Here is a 15,563-nt window from a genome sequence, read left to right as displayed (position 1 = left end):
AAATTTATAATAATTTCCGGAGGATGCTAACAATCCGGGACCGGCTGCTATAATCTTGTAACTGCGATCAGCCCTGCCAACACGGTTAAGCCGATCAGCAGATAATATATCTTCCTGGGATATGGCTGCGCTGCATATACCACATTGATAGCAGTAATAGCCAGGAAAATGACTGTCTTAGGCACTATCTTAAAATAGTTGACCTGGGGATATTTCAGGAGCACAAGCCCTATACCTGTCAGCAGTATAATAATCCCAAGCACCAGGCCGGTTTTGTTGCGCTGCGCTGCCCCTCTCTGCGGCCACAGCATGGCCAGCGTAAAAAGATAACCCAGGAAACTGCCGGAATGAATGAGCAATATCGTGTTAAATACCAGCATCGTCTTGATTTTGATACAAAACTAAGACAGCCGGATGCCCTGGTCATTCACCTGGGTTAATAAACATACACCCGGCTTAATGTGAAGGCACCGTTGCCGCTGTTACCATCCGGATCTGTAAACGTTCACACCAGCCATGAAAATCGCGGTGTATCTGTTGCAGTACCTGTTTCTGTTCCGGCGTCAGCTCCAGTGCATGGGCACGGCTGATGGTGCGGATGGGGATCCCTCGCTGCTGCAGGAAATATTTAGCGCTCAGCGGGTAGGCTACATGTATCAGCGGATCCACCCTTTGCAGTTCGGATTGTATCCAGCGTACGTCCTCCTGGCGGCTTTCATTATTCACATGGTTGCAGAGCCATACCAGTATCTCGGGGTAGAAATTCCCGGAGATGGAAGACATGCCCGAGGCGCCCATCTGCATAGAAGCCACCGCATTGGGGGTATGGGCATCATAGAACTCCAGCCGGCTGCCCGCTGTAACGGCGAGCTTGGCCCGGACCTGCTCCACATTGCAGGAGGTATCCTTGTGATAGATCAGCCGGTTGGTTGCCAGCAGCGTTTGCAGGATCTCCGGCGTGATGATCCTTTTGTAAGGCGCCGGGCATTCGTACAGTCCCAGGGGAATATCACCGGTAAGCGAGAACAACTCATCAAAGCGCTGCAGCAGCGTACTATCCGGCTCGTCTATATTGGCAAAGTGCCCCGTGATCATGATCACCGAATCCACCCCGGTATCGTAGATCTTTTGCGTGAACAGCGCTTTATCTTTGATGGTAAGACCGAAAGACCCGGTAGCTACCACGGGCACACGGCCGTTTACGTAGCGAACCACATGCCGGGTAAGCTCCAGGCGTTCGTCTTCACTGATGCTGTACATTTCGGAAGACAGGCAGTTGGCGAAAAAACCTTTCACTCCCGCATCCAGGTAAAAGTCTATCAGGTTCTCCACCATCTCCAGGTCAATCTGTGCTTTAAGGTTGAAAGGAGTGATCATCACTGGTACAAATTTCTTTTCCATATGAAACGATTTTTATGATCAGGAAGTTGTAAGGCGTTGTAAACGTGCAAGCGCCATACCTGCAAGGAATATTGTCAATGTTCCCACTACTATCACCATATTCGCGTGCAGGTGGCTGCGCAGATGCTCCCATTCAGGAGGCAGGTATTTTGATAAAGACATCCAGATAATGATCAGGATGCCCGTAATAGTAGCTGTTACTGCTGCTGTATTTCTGATCTCAGCCACCATCCCCAGGAGAAATAATCCCAGCATACCTCCTGCGAAGATCCCGGATAATTCCCACCATATATCCAGGATACTGCCTACGCCTATCATGGAAATACCTACACCTATAGCGAGGATACCGGTCAATGTGGAAGCCACATACAGCACGCGCATTTCCCTTCCCGGCGTTACGCCAGGATTGATATAACGCTGGTAGATATCTTTCAGGAAAACCGTGGCAGTACTGTTCATACCACTGCTGACCGTGCTCATGGCAGCCGATAAGATAGCCGCTACCACCAGCCCCATTAAGCCGGACGGCACCTTGTTCACCATAAACCAGGGCAATACCTTATCGCCATAATCTGCAGGCTGCAGGGCCGACAATGGCACCTGGCGCTCTGCCGCCGCCTGCTGTTTCACCGCCAGCAATACTTCCGGGTGTTGTTGTGCGTAGGCATATAATGAAGTGCCGATAAAAAAGAAAACCAGGCTCACTGGTACATACCAGTATACGCATAACCAGATACTGCGGGACGCTTCCTTCTCTGACCTGGCGGTATGATAGCGCTGCACATAGTTCTGGTCCATACCGAAATTATTCAGGTTAATAAAGAACCCGTAGAGCAGCACCACCCAGAACGTTGAATGGCTGAAATCACTGAGGCTGAAACTGCCCGGAGAAAATTTTCCATCAGCAATGCCAATGCGGAAAATATCTCCAACGCCGTTATGCATGCCCGCAATCACCAGGCAGAGGATCATTACTGCACCTGTAGTTTTCACTATGCCCTGCAGTACTTCGGTCCAGATCACGGCTTCCATACCGCCCAGCACCGTATATACAATGATACAGATGCCTGTTACCCAGATAATGGTACGCATTTCCAGCCCGGTGAGCGCCTGCAGTGCCAGGGCCGCGCCGAAAAAGATAGAGCCCATCCGCGCCAGCTGCATCAGTATAAAGCAAACCGTAGCATAAGTCCTGGCCCAGGGGCCAAATCGCTGTTCCAGGTGCGTATAAGCGCTGACCGCCCCACTCCTGCGGTAAAACGGCACAAAGTATTTTGCTGCAATAAATGCCGCCAGCGGCATAGACAAACTGAAAACAAAAGCATTCCAGTTGCTGCCAAATGCCTTTCCCGGCACACCCAGGAAAGTATTACTACTCAGAAAAGTAGCATATAAGGAAAGCCCCAATGCCCAGCCGGGAATGGTACCGGATGCGGTAGTGAACTGCGCCGCGCTTTTATTCTTCCGCGAAAACCGTATCCCGATAAGGATCATTCCCAGCAGATAAATGGCAATTACAGCCAGGTCAATTAAAGGCAATTGCTGCATATCAGTTTCCAGATTTTCATACGTGGTATCATGCGAAGGTTGCCAATTTTTACGGACGAAACAATGTTTTCAATTATTAAAAGAATGGCTTAAATTACTGTACAATGAACCAATATGCTGTCAGTACTCCCATCACCAGGATCTTACCGGACCACCTGAAACGAAAGCTGGAAAAGCATCCGCTTGGAAGAAACCTTTTTATAACAGCGATAGGGGTCTACCCGGAGCATGTCGCAAAAGAGATCAGCGAGCCGCAGGGCGTACCGGTATACACGTTGATATATGCCGCACAGGGAAAGGGATGGCTGGAAACAGGCAGAAAAAAAAGTAAGGTGCATCCCAGCCAGTACCTGGTGATCCCCAGGCATACCCGCTTTCGCTGTTATCCTGATCCGCAGGCACCCTGGCGTATTTACACAGTACAGTTTTCCGGCAAGCTGGCAGACGACATTTTCAGTTACCTGGGCAAAGGCATCAAACCCCGCAGCACACCTCCCCTGGTGGGCCGTAATGCGCAGTTTGACGATATCCTGCACCATCTTGACCTGATGAACAATATTGAAAACCTGCTCTACGCTAACTTCCGCTTCTACAGCTTCCTGGGCACCTTCCGGCTCACTGTTTTCAATTACATGAAAAAAGGGGCCGATAATATTATTGAGCAATGCATACAGCTGATGAAGGAAAAACTGGATCAGCAACTCACACTGGCCAACCTGTCGGAACATATGCACCTGTCTGCCTCCTACCTGTCTGCCCTTTTCAGGGAGAAAACACGCTACTCCCCTATCCAGCTGTTTACCTCTCTGCGCATGCAGAAAGCCAGCCAGCTGCTGAAAGAAACAAAGCTTACGGTAAAAGAGATCTCGCTGGAGATGGGATACCCGGACCCCTACACTTTTTCCAGGTCGTTTAAACTGGTGATGGGTGTATCTCCGAAAAAATTCAGAGATAAATGACAACAGCAGCGAACAGGTATGAATGCCTGAATAATTTTTATATCTTTTCCCCCCAATAGCGATTGATGCGCTGTGTTCTGTACAATTAATATTTAAACTAAAACCCACGTAATGAAGTTACTCTTGTTGTCCGTCGCTCCTATATTCGTTGGCTTTATGGCTGTGGCACAGGTAAAGGCAGATCTGAAAGCATTTAAACCCGGCAATGGAACTGCGGTTGTCCAACGCGGGCAGTTACTGGAGATCACCTGGCCCGCCGGCCAATCAGACAAGGGGAAGATCATATTTGACCTGACGCCCGGCCGTCCCTTGTTCAGGGAAATTGCGCTGGCTGACAAGCAGGTCAGCGCCAACGTAGACCCGGCATTTGTACTCACCGTTGGCAAAAGGGACCTGCTGTCGCAAAACGGCTGGAATATATTTTTTGACAAAGTACCTAACAGGCCGCACCAATCCTACCCGGTAAGCATGAAGAAAAACAGTGCAGCTGTTACAACAACAGGCAGCCGCACTATTGTCAGCATCGGGCAATTGTCTGCAGAAACGTTTACGGGTACACTGGAAATCACATTTTACAATGGCAGCCCGCTCTTCAACGTAGCTGCAGTGATGAGCACGGAGTCAGACGCCAAGGCGATCGTTTTTGATGCAGGGCTGGTAAGCAGCTCATCGGACTGGAAGCAAATCTCCTGGACGAACACCGGCGATAGCCTGATGCATTCACAGGTAGCGGCAAGCGATACCGCCCGTAACCTGGCCGTAAAATACCGCACTATTGCTGCCAGCGGCAAAGAAGGCACACTGGCGCTGTTCCCTCCTCCACACCAGTATTTCTATCCGCTGGACGAAGCTTTTAACCTGCGGTTTACCTGGTATGGCAATGATTACCGCAAGATGATGAAAGGCTATGGTATTGGTATCCGGCAGGAACTGGAAGGTGATAAACGTTTTGTGCCCTGGTTCAATGCGCCGCCGGCCACCAAACAGCGCCTTAACTTCTTTTGCCTGCTGAATACGGAAAGCGATGCAGCTGCATTCACCGCTGTAAAACGGTTCACCCATAACGACCGCTATGTGCAATTGCCCGGGTTTAAGACCATGTCCAGCCATTTCCATAATGAATTTATTATGAGCGTGGTGATGGCGAAAAAACCTGTACCGGAACATCCGGAATTTGTGAAAGTATTTAAACAGCTGGGACTTGACATTGTGCACCTGGCAGAGTTCCATTATACCGCAGATCCCAAAGGGCCGGATGAAAAAAGACTGCCCCAGCTGAAAGCGCTCTTCGACCTGTGTGAAAAGCAGTCAGACAAAGACTTTCTGCTGCTGCCCGGTGAAGAGCCGAATGAGTTCCTGGGTGGCCACTGGCTGGAACTGTTTCCGCGCCCGGTGTACTGGATAATGTCCCGTAAAGCCGGACAACCCTATGTAGAAGAAAAAGAAGGCTACGGCAAAGTGTATCGCATCGGCAACAAGCAGGAAATGCTGCAGCTGCTGAAAGACGAACAAGGCCTTGCCTGGACCGCGCATCCGCGCACTAAAGGTTCGGTGAACACACCGGATATCTACAACCATGAAGCATTCTTTTTGTCTGACCGCTTCATGGGCGCTGCCTGGAAAGCAATGCCTGCAGACCTTTCCCAGCCACGGCTGGGAAAAAGGGTGTTAGACCTCCTGGATGACATGAACAACTGGGGTACCAAAAAAACCATCATTTGTGAAGCTGATCTGTTCACCGTTACACAGCATAATGAGATGTATGCGCACATGAACGTTAACTATCTCATGCTGGATAAACTACCCGCTTACAAAGATGACTGGAGCCCCATCCTCAATGCCATGCAGCACGGACGCTTCTTTGGGACTACCGGTGAAGTGCTGATGCCTTCTTTAAAGATCAACGGGCATATTTCAGGCGACAGCCTGCAGCTTCCTGCCAATGGTATGGCAGACATAGCGCTGGCACTCAACTGGACCTTTCCCATGAATTTCGTGGAGATCATTTCAGGAGACGGAGCTAAAGTATACCGCGAAAAGATTGACCTCAGCCAGACACAGGCTTTTGGAGAAAAGACCTTCCACTTCAAAAGTAAACTGGCGGGACGGAAATGGGTGCGTGTAGAGGCCTGGGATATTGCGGCTAATGGCGCTTTCAGCCAGACTTTTTATATTACCCAATAATTATCAGGTAAACGTATAGCCCTGTCAGGCAGGGCTATACGTTACCACTCAAACCTGTTTGTTCTGTCTGCCCGTTAAAAATCTTTTGCCTGTTCAATAAAAGACTTGTGGCCTGCGCCATCTGCTGCAGCTGTGCGTGGGCGGGATATTGCAGTTTTCCGTCAGATAAAATATAAAGCTTATTTTTTAGTGATGATATAATGTGAAGAATGTAAGAAGATGCGTTGGTTAATAACTGTAACCTTGCAGCACCTCAATGCCGGGTAGACGGCGAAACACTTCAGTAGAAAGCATTCCACGGGCCAGGTATTGCAGGCGCTGCTAAGAGGCCTGTTTTATTCGGCAGCTCCGCCTGCTCCTCTTTTTCCTGAAGTGCAGCAACGGTCATGGAACGCTTATTGTGCAGGATTTAACCGTATTCGCAGATCATATACTTTTCCTCTCATCATTTAAAAATGCGGTATGAAACAGCAGGAAAACAACCAGCAACAACCAAAAAAGTCCGGTAATTCCAATATGCTGACCACCAGGCAGGGCCACCCGGTTTTTGATAATCAGAACCTGAGAACGCTGGGCAGCAGAGGACCGGCTACGCTGGAGAACTACCAGTTCCTGGAAAAAATGTCACACTTTGACAGGGAACGGGTACCGGAAAGAGTAGTGCATGCCCGCGGTGCGGGAGCACACGGCTATTTCGAAGCATACGGTACAGTGGGCGATGAGCCTGTTGCAAAATATACCAGGGCAAAAGTTTTTTCGGAAAAGGGCAAGAAAACGCCGTTGTTTGTACGTTTTTCAACGGTGATACACGGCGGACACTCTCCCGAAACACTGAGAGACCCACGCGGCTTTGCGGTTAAGATGTATACCGAAGATGGAAACTGGGACCTTGTTGGCAACAACCTGAAGATCTTTTTTATACGTGATGCCCTTAAATTCCCGGACTTCATCCATGCATTTAAACCTGATCCGGTTACCAACAGGCAGGATCCTGTAAGACAGTTCGATTTCATCAGTAATACGCCGGAGGCAATGCATATGATCACCTTCCTCTTTTCACCCTGGGGTATACCGGCGAACTACAGGCAAATGCAGGGCTCAGGCGTTAACACCTATAAATGGGTCAATGCCGAAGGCGAAGCCGTGCTGGTAAAATATCACTGGGAGCCATTACAGGGCATTAAGAATTTGACAACAAAAGACGCGCAGGAGATACAAGCCAAAAACTTCAATCATGCCACGCAGGACCTCTATGAAGCAATTGAACGGGGCGACTTCCCACAATGGGAACTCTGTGTCCAGATCATGAGTGATGATGAACATGCCGAGCTTGACTTTGATCCGCTGGATGACACCAAAATCTGGCCTAAAGATCAGTTCCCCTGGCTGCCGGTGGGTAAAATGACGCTGGACAGGAATCCTGTAAATTATTTTGCAGAAGTAGAGCAGTCTGCTTTCGGTACCGGCGTACTGGTAGATGGACTGGATTTCTCGGATGACAAAATGCTGCAGGGCCGCACTTTTTCTTATTCAGACACACAACGGTACCGGGTGGGCACCAATTATCTGCAGCTGCCTATCAATGCGCCCCGCACACATGTGGCTACCAATCAGCGTGATGGCCAGATGGCCTACCGCCAGGACCTGGCAGAAAGCATGAACCCGCACGTAAACTATGAACCATCCAGCCTTAATGGCCTTCAGGAAGCCCCGAGGACCGGGAAAGACCATACCCCCCACTACAGTGCTTCGCTGGTAAGAGCCAAAATTGAACGTCAGAATAATTTCAAGCAGGCTGGTGACACTTACCGCGGTTTTGAAGACTGGGAACGGGATGAATTGATTTTTAACCTGGTCAGCGCAATTTCCCAGTGCCCTGAACATATACAGCAGCAGATGATAGAAATGTTCACTTCATGCGATGAAGATTACGGCCGCCGCGTACAACAGGGGCTGCAGGAAGCTGCTGCAGGCAAAAAGGACGACGGAGCTGCGCAGGATGCGGACAAAGCAGTAAAACAAGCCGAAGATCTTGCCAAAGCATCCAAACCTTATTAACATGAATATACCAGGCAATCCAAATGAACTATTTAACGCGGCCAGATCAGGAGATACATTATTCCTCCAGCACAATATCGGCCGGTTTAACACCCCTGATGTGCGGGATGCACGGGGGTATACTCCCTTAATAATAGCCAGCTACAACGGGCAGCTGGAAGCCGCCCGTATACTACTGGAGGCGGGCGCCGATGTGAACGCCTGCGACCATGGCGGGAATACCGCCCTCATGGGTGTTTGCTTCAGGGGCTATCCCGCAATTGCAGAACTGCTGATCAGTCATGGCGCCAACCTGAACCTCCGTCATGGCAATGGTGGTACTGCCCTTATGTTCGCCGTCATGTTTGGCAGAAATACACTGGTAAAGCTGATGCTGGATCATGGTGCAGACAGGACCATTACCGAAAACCGTGGATTAACGGCGCTTGATCTGGCTGTTCAGCAGGGCAATGTTGAAGCGGTAACAATGCTGACGGCGAGGGAGGCGGCAAAGCAGTAGTCCACCTGCCACCACAACCGACATTGCTGAGTAAGATTGCCATCCACTGCTAAAATTACCGACAATTACCTGATCCTCCCAGGTCAAGCCCCCGGATCGGCGCCGCCCGTAAAACATTATATTCTCTTTAACAACCTGATAATCTTAAACTTACATAGATGGCACAACCTTTGTTCATTTGGGGTGTTATCATATTAAGTCAATGATTTATTAATATAAAATGTGGAATGCATGAAAACACTTATGCTGTCATCAGCTGCGCTGGTGATGATTACCTTAGCAACAGGTTGTGTGAGCAATAAGAAATTTGCCCAGTTACAATCAAGTTATAATGACTTACAGAATCAGAACAGGGAACTGGATGGCCGGTACCAGAGCACCCAGCGGGAGCTCACCGGCGCAAAAACAAGGGTAGAGAGCCTGGAAGAACAAATCGCAGCACAGCGTACCGGACTGGCAGCTCTGCAGGCTGCATTGGATAAGTGCCTTAATTCCACCAGCCAGGGCAACGTGAACATCTCCAAACTGGTGGACGAGATCAATGCTTCCAACAGGTATATACAGCACCTGGTGAATACGAAGAACAAGAGCGACTCGCTGAACATGGTGCTTACCAACAACCTCACCCGTTCTCTGAGCCGCGAAGAGCTTAGGGATGTGGATGTACAGGTGTTGAAGGGTGTAGTGTACATCTCCCTTTCCGACAAGATGCTGTATAAATCCGGCAGCTATGAGATCTCTTCCACTGCCAATGAAACCCTGGCCAAAGTGGCAAAGATCATCAAAGACTACAAAGATTACGATGTGCTGATCGAGGGTAATACGGATAATGTGCCTATTTCGCAGAAGAACATCCGCAACAACTGGGACCTGAGCGCCCTGAGGGCATCCTCGGTTGTGCAAGCCCTGCAGAACGAGCACGGCGTAGATCCTAAGAGGTTAACCGCCGGCGGCCGGGGTGAATACAATCCTATCGCTACCAACGGTACCGAGGAAGGCAAAGCCAGGAACAGGCGTACACAGATCATCGTTACACCGAAACTGGACCAGTTTATGGAGCTGATAGACAAGGCGCCGGATAGCGATTCTACCGGGGTTCAGCAATAAATAAGCTAAGGAACTTAAAGCGGGTGTCTCATGCTGATGGGGCACCCGCTTTTTATTTAACTTCAGGAAATGGTACCTTCCTACTGGCTTACCCGTTTCGTCCTCCTTCGCCTGCTTGGAGCGATATACGCCGTCGCCTTCCTGGCGGCTATCTACCAGGTGGTGCCGCTGATCGGAGAAAACGGCCTGCTGCCGGTGGATCATTTCCTGCAACGCGTTGTTGAGCGTTTTGGTTCTACAGGTGCAGGCTTCAGGCGCATACCTTCCCTGTTCTGGTTTGTGCGGGGCGATGCAGCGTTACAGGCAGTAGCCTGGATTGGTTTCCTGCTTTCCTGCGTGATGTTGGCGGGCTTTGCCAATGCCATCATGCTGACCATACTCTGGCTGCTCTATATGTCACTGGTACATGTGGGACAGGAGTGGTACGGTTACGGTTGGGAGATCCAGCTGCTGGAAACAGGATTTCTTGCCATCTTTCTGTGCCCGCTGCTGGATATGCGTCCGTTCCCCAAAAGACCACCGCCGCTGGCCATTATCATCCTTTTCCGCTGGCTGGCCTTTCGTGTAATGCTGGGTGCGGGATTGATCAAGATGCGTGGAGATGAAGTTTGGCGTGACGGCACTGCCCTGTACTACCATTTCGAAACACAGCCTATACCGGGTCCGCTGAGCCGCCTGTTCCATTTTATGCCGCCGCTTGTATTAAAGGCCGGCGTCTGGTTCAACCATCTTGCAGAGCTGCTCGCCCCCTGGTTCCTGTTCTGGCCGCGTATGGCGCGCTATATTGCGGGTATAGTGATCATCCTGTTTCAGCTGACTATCATCCTCAGCGGGAACCTTTCCTTTCTGAACTGGCTTACCATTGTACCGGTGTTGGCCTGCTTTGATGATGCCTGCTGGTCAAAACTTCTTCCAAAAAAACTGGTGCGGATGGCGGCAACGGCGCAGGATCACGCCGAACCGCATGCTGGTATGCAATTATGTTCCTGGGCCATTACCGTGCTGATTGCCTTGCTCAGCATACAGCCCGTTTACAATATGTTTTCCTCCCGGCAGCTGATGAACGCGTCCTTTGATCCCCTGGAGCTGGTGAACACTTACGGTGCATTCGGATCAGTGGGAAAGGAACGGTTCAATGTCGTATTTGAAGGAACGGTGGATGAACATCCTGATGATAACGCCCACTGGAAAGCCTATCCGTATAAAGCCCTGCCCGTGGCGCCTGATAAACGTCCGCCGCAGATCGCCCCTTACCAACCGCGTTTAGACTGGCAGATGTGGTTTGCGTCCATGTCTGGTCCTGACGAATATCCGTGGACCTTGCACCTTATCTGGAAACTGCTGCACAATGATCCTGCTACGCTGAAACTGTTTGCCGGTAATCCTTTCCCGGACAAGCCCCCACGTTACATACGCGCTATCCTGTATCGTTACCGTTTTGCCAGGCCCGGTAACCCGGAAGGGCTTTGGTGGACCCGTACACGTATTGGCAGTTACTGGCTGCCGCCCCTTTCAGCAGATGATCCCAGGTTGTTAGGATCACTGAAACGGCGAGGCTGGATCCCCTAGAAAACAATGCTGACAGGGCGGTCATTATAGGTTATCTGCCTGGTGGTTCCTTCGGGCAGCAGCTGTACATTAAATACGCGCTTTTTGATGTTGCCTTTGCTGAGGGGCGCAATTGTAAATTTCCCCGCATCATCATCCCATGTAAAGCGGGTAAGCGTGGTTTTACCCTTCAGGTAGTCTTCACTGGTACCATCATCTTCGTACAAAGTGTACTGTCCGTCAGCGCCACGATAGACTTTTAAAGTAGTGGGATCATTCACTGTTTGCGCGGTGTATTGTCTTATCGGATCAACCGGGATAATGGCCCCGGCCCTTACATAAATGGGCATAATGGAAAGGTCTACTTTACGGGTGATCATCTTTGCACCCGTCTCCTTTGTATTCGTCCACCAATCGTACCAGTCGCCCTCCGGAAGATAAACGGTGCGTGTGGTGGCATGCGGCTGGTATACCGGCGCTATCAGCAGGTCGCGGCCCCAGAGGTACTGTTTACCCATCCGGCTGGCTATGGTATCTGTAGGATAGTGCAGCCACATAGCCCGCATAAAAGGCATACCGGTATTACGGGCTTCCCAGGCCAGTGTGTAGGTATACGGCATCAGGCGGTAGCGCAGCTCATCATATTGTTTCACCACCGGTTCAATGGCAGCGTTGTTCAGTTCGGACGGCAGCGGGTTGTTCCTGTCTTCCAGTGGTCCCATATCAGACAATCCCCAGCCCCATGGCAGCCTCGTCCACCATGTTCTTCCATGCGGTTGCCTGGTTTATCGCCGTTTGGTAAAACGAAAAAAGAAATAATACTATTTATCGTTCAGCTTTTTCTGATACGCCTTTGTTAACGCCTCCAGTGCCGCATCATACCCTGCACGGTCTTTAAAAACTTCCGGCTGGTAAGCATCTCCCGGCTGATGCTTTTTATGCAACCTAAACTGACTGGCGTGAGCAGCCAGCCAGAGATCAAATTGTAAACCTTTCATAGCTTTCAGCGTATAGGCATAATCTTTACCTACTTCCGGGTAACCCGGCATACCTGCCAGCTTTGTTTCGTCCAGTATAGAAGGCATATTGGCAATCAGCACACGATAGGTTTGACGTTCATCCTTTACATCGATCAAAAAGCTGCAGGAGCCCCTGGTATGGCCGGGATGATCAAGCATCACAATGGCTGTACCGCCCAGTTGTATGGTATCACGGTCGTGCAGCAGCCGTCCGGCTTTTACGGGCAGGAACATAGGGCCTTTACCTCCCATCACATAGTCTGAATTGCCACCGTCTGCCATTGACGGAGCATCTTTTGCACTCACCATCATTTGCGCGCCGCTTGCCTCCTTAATGGCAGCCATAGCGCCTACATGGTCAAAATGCGCCTGGTTGGTCAGCAGTATTTTGATATCCTTTATCTTAAAGCCGAGCTTTTCTACGTGAGCACGGATCAGGGGGGCGGAATCATCCAATCCTGTATTAATCAGTACGTGTCCCTGCGGGGTGGCAACCAGGTAAGCCGCCAGCTCGTAGGTACCAACGTAATACAGGTTACCTGCAATACGGAAAGGCGGGTAGTCCTGCGACCATTCCTTATCCAGGTTGGGAAGCCTTACAAGCTTTTGAGCATAGGCAGAACAGCTGACAGCAACAGCAAAGAATACGGGTAACAATCTTTTAAACAGCATCATAATATTTGTGTCTGAAGGCACCAAAGATAAAGATTCAGCAGATAAAAGTATTTACCCGCGTTGCCGTTAGCTGGCAATTTTCTTTCTCTTACCGGTAAGGTATTTCCGCAAAGGCTCATCATACAGTTTCAACACAAGATAAGCCAGCCCGATGAGCGCCAGCGTTGAGAGGGCTATCACCTGGAACAGCTCCGTACCGCCTGGCTTATGTTCATTGTAGTAGTGGCCAAATATCCAGATAAAGCCATAGTGCGTCATGTAGAGCGGGTACGAGATCTTACCGGAGAAAGCACATATGCCCCTGGCCCGGTCATTCAGTTGGGAACCTGCACCCAGCGCCACCAGCAGCGGAAAATACACTACTACCGCCACCAGCTCCGTCAGCCAGTTCAGTTTGGTGCCCGGCATCAGCAATGCTGCCAGCAACAGGATAGTCAGTCCCAGGAAGCCGAGCTTATTCTTTATAATGAAATTATAACGGTATACCAGCATGCCTGCAGTAAAAGAAAAAGACACCCGTGCGATACCATCCGGGATAGAGGCGGAACCCCAGCCTCCCAGCAGGTTACCCGCACTATAGGCTACATAGCTGAGCCATACCGCTGCTGCAATGCCCACCAGCAGTAATATACGCCTGGGTAGTTTACACAGGATGAGCGCGTAGACAATATTGGCAATATACTCCCAGAACAGCGACCAGGCAGGCGCGTTAAGGAGGAACAGGTTGTTAAAGCGCTCCTCCATAAAAGGATAAGGGATCAGCAGCATGCAGGTAATAAAGATCACTGCCACCTGACCAATGCCATAGCCTGCGGGCGGTGCGGCAAAGGGATCAAACAGGTAAGTGATCAAACCAAGTACAGCCCCAAACATCACCAGGGGATGCAGACGGATCAACCTTGACTTAAAAAATTCTTTAACGCCTATCTTCCCGATGCGGTCGTCATAGGCATAAGCAATCACAAACCCACTCAGGCAGAAGAAGAAGTCTACTGCCAGGAACCCGTGCCCTGCCGGGCTATTGCTATAATCCGGATATACAAATTCCAGGAAATGGAATACAACCACCACAAGGGCAGCTACGCCTCTGAGGCCATCCAGTAATTCAAAATGCTGCCTGCTTTTCAGTAAGTCCGCAGCTGTCTTCGGTGATGTTAATGTTCCTGTTACCATGCGTTCATATAGGTGAATGGCGGAAAATAGTCATCCCGGTTTACAAATGCAAGGAAAAACCGGTTAATGGTCACATTGGGCCGCTGAATGGCAGCAGGCATGCACTTTAAGGGCTGATTACTTAGTTTTGATCTATGAGAAAGAAACAGACTGTTGAAGCGTTTTATCATGAACGGGGCATTTTTCCTGAAACCGCCAGCCTGGTGAATGTGTTTGAAAACGAATCTTACTGTAACGAACCTCACATCTATAACAGGAGGGATTTTTATAAAATATCACTGCTGCAGGGCAAAAGCAGGCTTAGCTGGCACCATCATGATATTGAGATCAGACAGCCGGCACTGGTATTTTTCAACCCCCTCATGCCTTTTGCCTGGGAGCCCATCTCTCCGGAGCAACCCGGTTTCTTCTGCCTGTTCAGGAAAGAATTCCTGCATGGGAACGACCGTAATGAAAGTATCCAGCACTCCCCCATCTTTAAGACCGGCAGCCATCCTGTGTACTTCCTGAAAAGCGCACAGGTAAAATATATCAGTGGCATCTTCCGTAAAATGCTTGCAGAGATAGCGTCGGACTACGTATACAAATATGATCTGCTGCGCAGTTATCTCCCTCTCATTATTCATGAAGCGCTGAAGATGGCGCCTGCTGTCAATGAGATAAAACAACATACCGCCGCTGAACGCATCGCCTCCCGGTTTTTTGAGCTGCTGGAAAGACAGTTCCCTGTCGATGCGCCGGATCATTCACTGAAACTGAGAAAGGCAGGCGACTTTGCAAATGCACTGTCCATCCATGTTAACCATCTGAACCATGCCCTTCAGCAGGTAAGCGGCAAACCCACTTCGGAGCATATCTCCGACAGGATATTACTGGAGGCAAAGGCCCTGCTGAGGCATACCGGCTGGACGGCGGCTGAAATTGGCTACAGCCTGGGCTTTGAACATCCTAATTACTTCTACAACTTCTTTAAAAAGAAAACCGGGCATCCTCCCCGGCAGTCAAGATTGGGACAGCTATTTAAGCTGCCTTGCCAATAAGGGAAGGTTTCATATAGTAGGTATTGTACCCGAACCGGTGGTTGTTCCTTCTTTCAGCCTGATCAATGGCGGAAAATCAATTGCCGGCAGTCCGGGCGGCAGCCCTGCATTGATCAGGACCATGCTGGATTTCTGTGTAAGGCATAATATTTACCCGATTGTTGAGGAGTTCCCGATGGAAAAAGTGAATGAGGCGATCAGGCAGCTGCAGGAAGGTAAAGCCCGCTACAGGATTGTGCTTAAGCACCATCGCTGAGCCGCTGATACACTGCCCCGGTTTCAGGAAAAATATACCCAATATTCAAGTTTCAACTGCTGTTTAAAGGCTGTTTAATATCAGGTTTCATAATTG

14 protein-coding genes are annotated in these 15,563 nt (G+C 50.0%); 8 read left to right on the top strand and 6 right to left on the bottom strand.

All coding sequences use genetic code 11. The features are described 5' to 3' along the window. Positions 1-47: 47 nt before the first annotated feature. The 3 genes from Q0577_RS18305 to Q0577_RS18295 form a co-directional block, all read right to left on the bottom strand. Positions 48-380, bottom strand: coding sequence for a hypothetical protein (locus Q0577_RS18305; RefSeq protein ID WP_298738779.1), 333 nt, complete (start codon positions 378-380; stop codon positions 48-50). A 76-nt stretch (positions 381-456) separates the two neighbouring features. After that, complete coding sequence (locus Q0577_RS18300) at positions 457-1,401, bottom strand: dihydrodipicolinate synthase family protein (RefSeq protein ID WP_298738778.1); 945 nt, start codon at positions 1,399-1,401, stop codon at positions 457-459. Between the two features lie 18 nt (positions 1,402-1,419). Continuing rightward, the gene (locus tag Q0577_RS18295; protein ID WP_298738777.1) at positions 1,420-2,949 is read right to left on the bottom strand and encodes a sodium:solute symporter; all 1,530 of its coding nucleotides are present in this window, start codon (positions 2,947-2,949) and stop codon (positions 1,420-1,422) included. Positions 2,950-3,053: 104 nt separating this feature from the next. Here Q0577_RS18295 and Q0577_RS18290 point away from each other — a divergent pair, with 104 nt between their 5' ends. The 6 genes from Q0577_RS18290 to Q0577_RS18265 all read left to right on the top strand — a co-directional run bounded on the left by Q0577_RS18290 (position 3,054) and on the right by Q0577_RS18265 (position 11,325). Beyond that, positions 3,054-3,908 carry an AraC family transcriptional regulator gene (locus tag Q0577_RS18290; RefSeq protein WP_298738775.1) on the top strand — a complete coding sequence of 285 codons (855 nt, stop codon included), beginning with the start codon at positions 3,054-3,056 and terminating at the stop codon, positions 3,906-3,908. A 111-nt stretch (positions 3,909-4,019) separates the two neighbouring features. Continuing rightward, on the top strand, positions 4,020-6,092 hold the full coding sequence (locus tag Q0577_RS18285) for a hypothetical protein (protein ID WP_298738773.1): 2,073 nt from the start codon (positions 4,020-4,022) through the stop codon (positions 6,090-6,092). Between the two features lie 462 nt (positions 6,093-6,554). Then, positions 6,555-8,150: a catalase gene (locus tag Q0577_RS18280; RefSeq protein ID WP_366884660.1), complete on the top strand. Its 1,596-nt coding sequence runs from the start codon at positions 6,555-6,557 to the stop codon at positions 8,148-8,150. Between the two features lies 1 nt (position 8,151). Beyond that, the gene (locus Q0577_RS18275; RefSeq protein ID WP_298738771.1) at positions 8,152-8,649 is read left to right on the top strand and encodes an ankyrin repeat domain-containing protein; all 498 of its coding nucleotides are present in this window, start codon (positions 8,152-8,154) and stop codon (positions 8,647-8,649) included. A 231-nt stretch (positions 8,650-8,880) separates the two neighbouring features. Beyond that, entirely contained in the window at positions 8,881-9,756 is an 876-nt protein-coding gene (locus Q0577_RS18270) for an OmpA family protein (RefSeq protein ID WP_298738768.1), read from the top strand. Between the two features lie 69 nt (positions 9,757-9,825). Continuing rightward, on the top strand, positions 9,826-11,325 hold the full coding sequence (locus tag Q0577_RS18265; RefSeq protein ID WP_298738767.1) for a lipase maturation factor family protein: 1,500 nt from the start codon (positions 9,826-9,828) through the stop codon (positions 11,323-11,325). On the opposite strand, the gene Q0577_RS18260 is transcribed toward Q0577_RS18265, so the two are convergent. From Q0577_RS18260 to Q0577_RS18250, 3 genes are all read right to left on the bottom strand, one after another. Next, the gene (locus Q0577_RS18260) at positions 11,322-12,026 is read right to left on the bottom strand and encodes a DUF5110 domain-containing protein (protein ID WP_298738766.1); all 705 of its coding nucleotides are present in this window, start codon (positions 12,024-12,026) and stop codon (positions 11,322-11,324) included. The two genes, Q0577_RS18265 and Q0577_RS18260, sit on opposite strands and share 4 nt — an antisense overlap. Before the next feature lie 99 nt (positions 12,027-12,125). Further along, positions 12,126-12,998, bottom strand: a complete 873-nt coding sequence (gene bla, locus Q0577_RS18255; protein WP_298738763.1) for a subclass B3 metallo-beta-lactamase — start codon at positions 12,996-12,998, stop codon at positions 12,126-12,128. Between the two features lie 66 nt (positions 12,999-13,064). Continuing rightward, complete coding sequence (locus tag Q0577_RS18250; RefSeq protein ID WP_298738762.1) at positions 13,065-14,171, bottom strand: acyltransferase; 1,107 nt, start codon at positions 14,169-14,171, stop codon at positions 13,065-13,067. Positions 14,172-14,305: 134 nt separating this feature from the next. On the opposite strand from Q0577_RS18250, the gene Q0577_RS18245 reads away from it, so the two are divergent. Together Q0577_RS18245 and Q0577_RS27250 are read left to right on the top strand one after the other, a co-directional pair. After that, positions 14,306-15,211 (top strand): helix-turn-helix domain-containing protein, encoded by a 906-nt coding sequence (locus tag Q0577_RS18245; protein WP_298738759.1) that lies wholly within the window; start codon positions 14,306-14,308, stop codon positions 15,209-15,211. After that, entirely contained in the window at positions 15,093-15,467 is a 375-nt protein-coding gene (locus Q0577_RS27250; protein ID WP_366884655.1) for a zinc-binding dehydrogenase, read from the top strand. The genes Q0577_RS18245 and Q0577_RS27250 overlap by 119 nt, the downstream gene beginning before the upstream one ends. Positions 15,468-15,563 lie beyond the last annotated feature (96 nt).

Origin of the sequence: uncultured Chitinophaga sp. (genome assembly GCF_937898475.1) — a bacterium.
In the GTDB taxonomy this organism is placed as follows: domain Bacteria; phylum Bacteroidota; class Bacteroidia; order Chitinophagales; family Chitinophagaceae; genus Chitinophaga.
Note: the sequence above shows the minus strand (reverse complement) of the source record. Positions and strands in the feature narration are given on the sequence as shown.

Coding starts and splice junctions, on each gene's coding strand:
- Q0577_RS18305 (WP_298738779.1), bottom strand. CDS start 380: ATGCTGGTATTTAACACGATATTGCTCATTCATTCCGGCAGTTTCCTG.
- Q0577_RS18265 (WP_298738767.1), top strand. CDS start 9,826: ATGGTACCTTCCTACTGGCTTACCCGTTTCGTCCTCCTTCGCCTGCTT.
- Q0577_RS18245 (WP_298738759.1), top strand. CDS start 14,306: ATGAGAAAGAAACAGACTGTTGAAGCGTTTTATCATGAACGGGGCATT.
- Q0577_RS18280 (WP_366884660.1), top strand. CDS start 6,555: ATGAAACAGCAGGAAAACAACCAGCAACAACCAAAAAAGTCCGGTAAT.
- Q0577_RS18260 (WP_298738766.1), bottom strand. CDS start 12,026: ATGGGACCACTGGAAGACAGGAACAACCCGCTGCCGTCCGAACTGAAC.
- Q0577_RS18295 (WP_298738777.1), bottom strand. CDS start 2,949: ATGCAGCAATTGCCTTTAATTGACCTGGCTGTAATTGCCATTTATCTG.
- Q0577_RS18300 (WP_298738778.1), bottom strand. CDS start 1,401: ATGGAAAAGAAATTTGTACCAGTGATGATCACTCCTTTCAACCTTAAA.
- Q0577_RS18290 (WP_298738775.1), top strand. CDS start 3,054: ATGAACCAATATGCTGTCAGTACTCCCATCACCAGGATCTTACCGGAC.
- Q0577_RS18250 (WP_298738762.1), bottom strand. CDS start 14,171: ATGGTAACAGGAACATTAACATCACCGAAGACAGCTGCGGACTTACTG.
- Q0577_RS18285 (WP_298738773.1), top strand. CDS start 4,020: ATGAAGTTACTCTTGTTGTCCGTCGCTCCTATATTCGTTGGCTTTATG.
- bla (WP_298738763.1), bottom strand. CDS start 12,998: ATGATGCTGTTTAAAAGATTGTTACCCGTATTCTTTGCTGTTGCTGTC.
- Q0577_RS18275 (WP_298738771.1), top strand. CDS start 8,152: ATGAATATACCAGGCAATCCAAATGAACTATTTAACGCGGCCAGATCA.
- Q0577_RS18270 (WP_298738768.1), top strand. CDS start 8,881: ATGAAAACACTTATGCTGTCATCAGCTGCGCTGGTGATGATTACCTTA.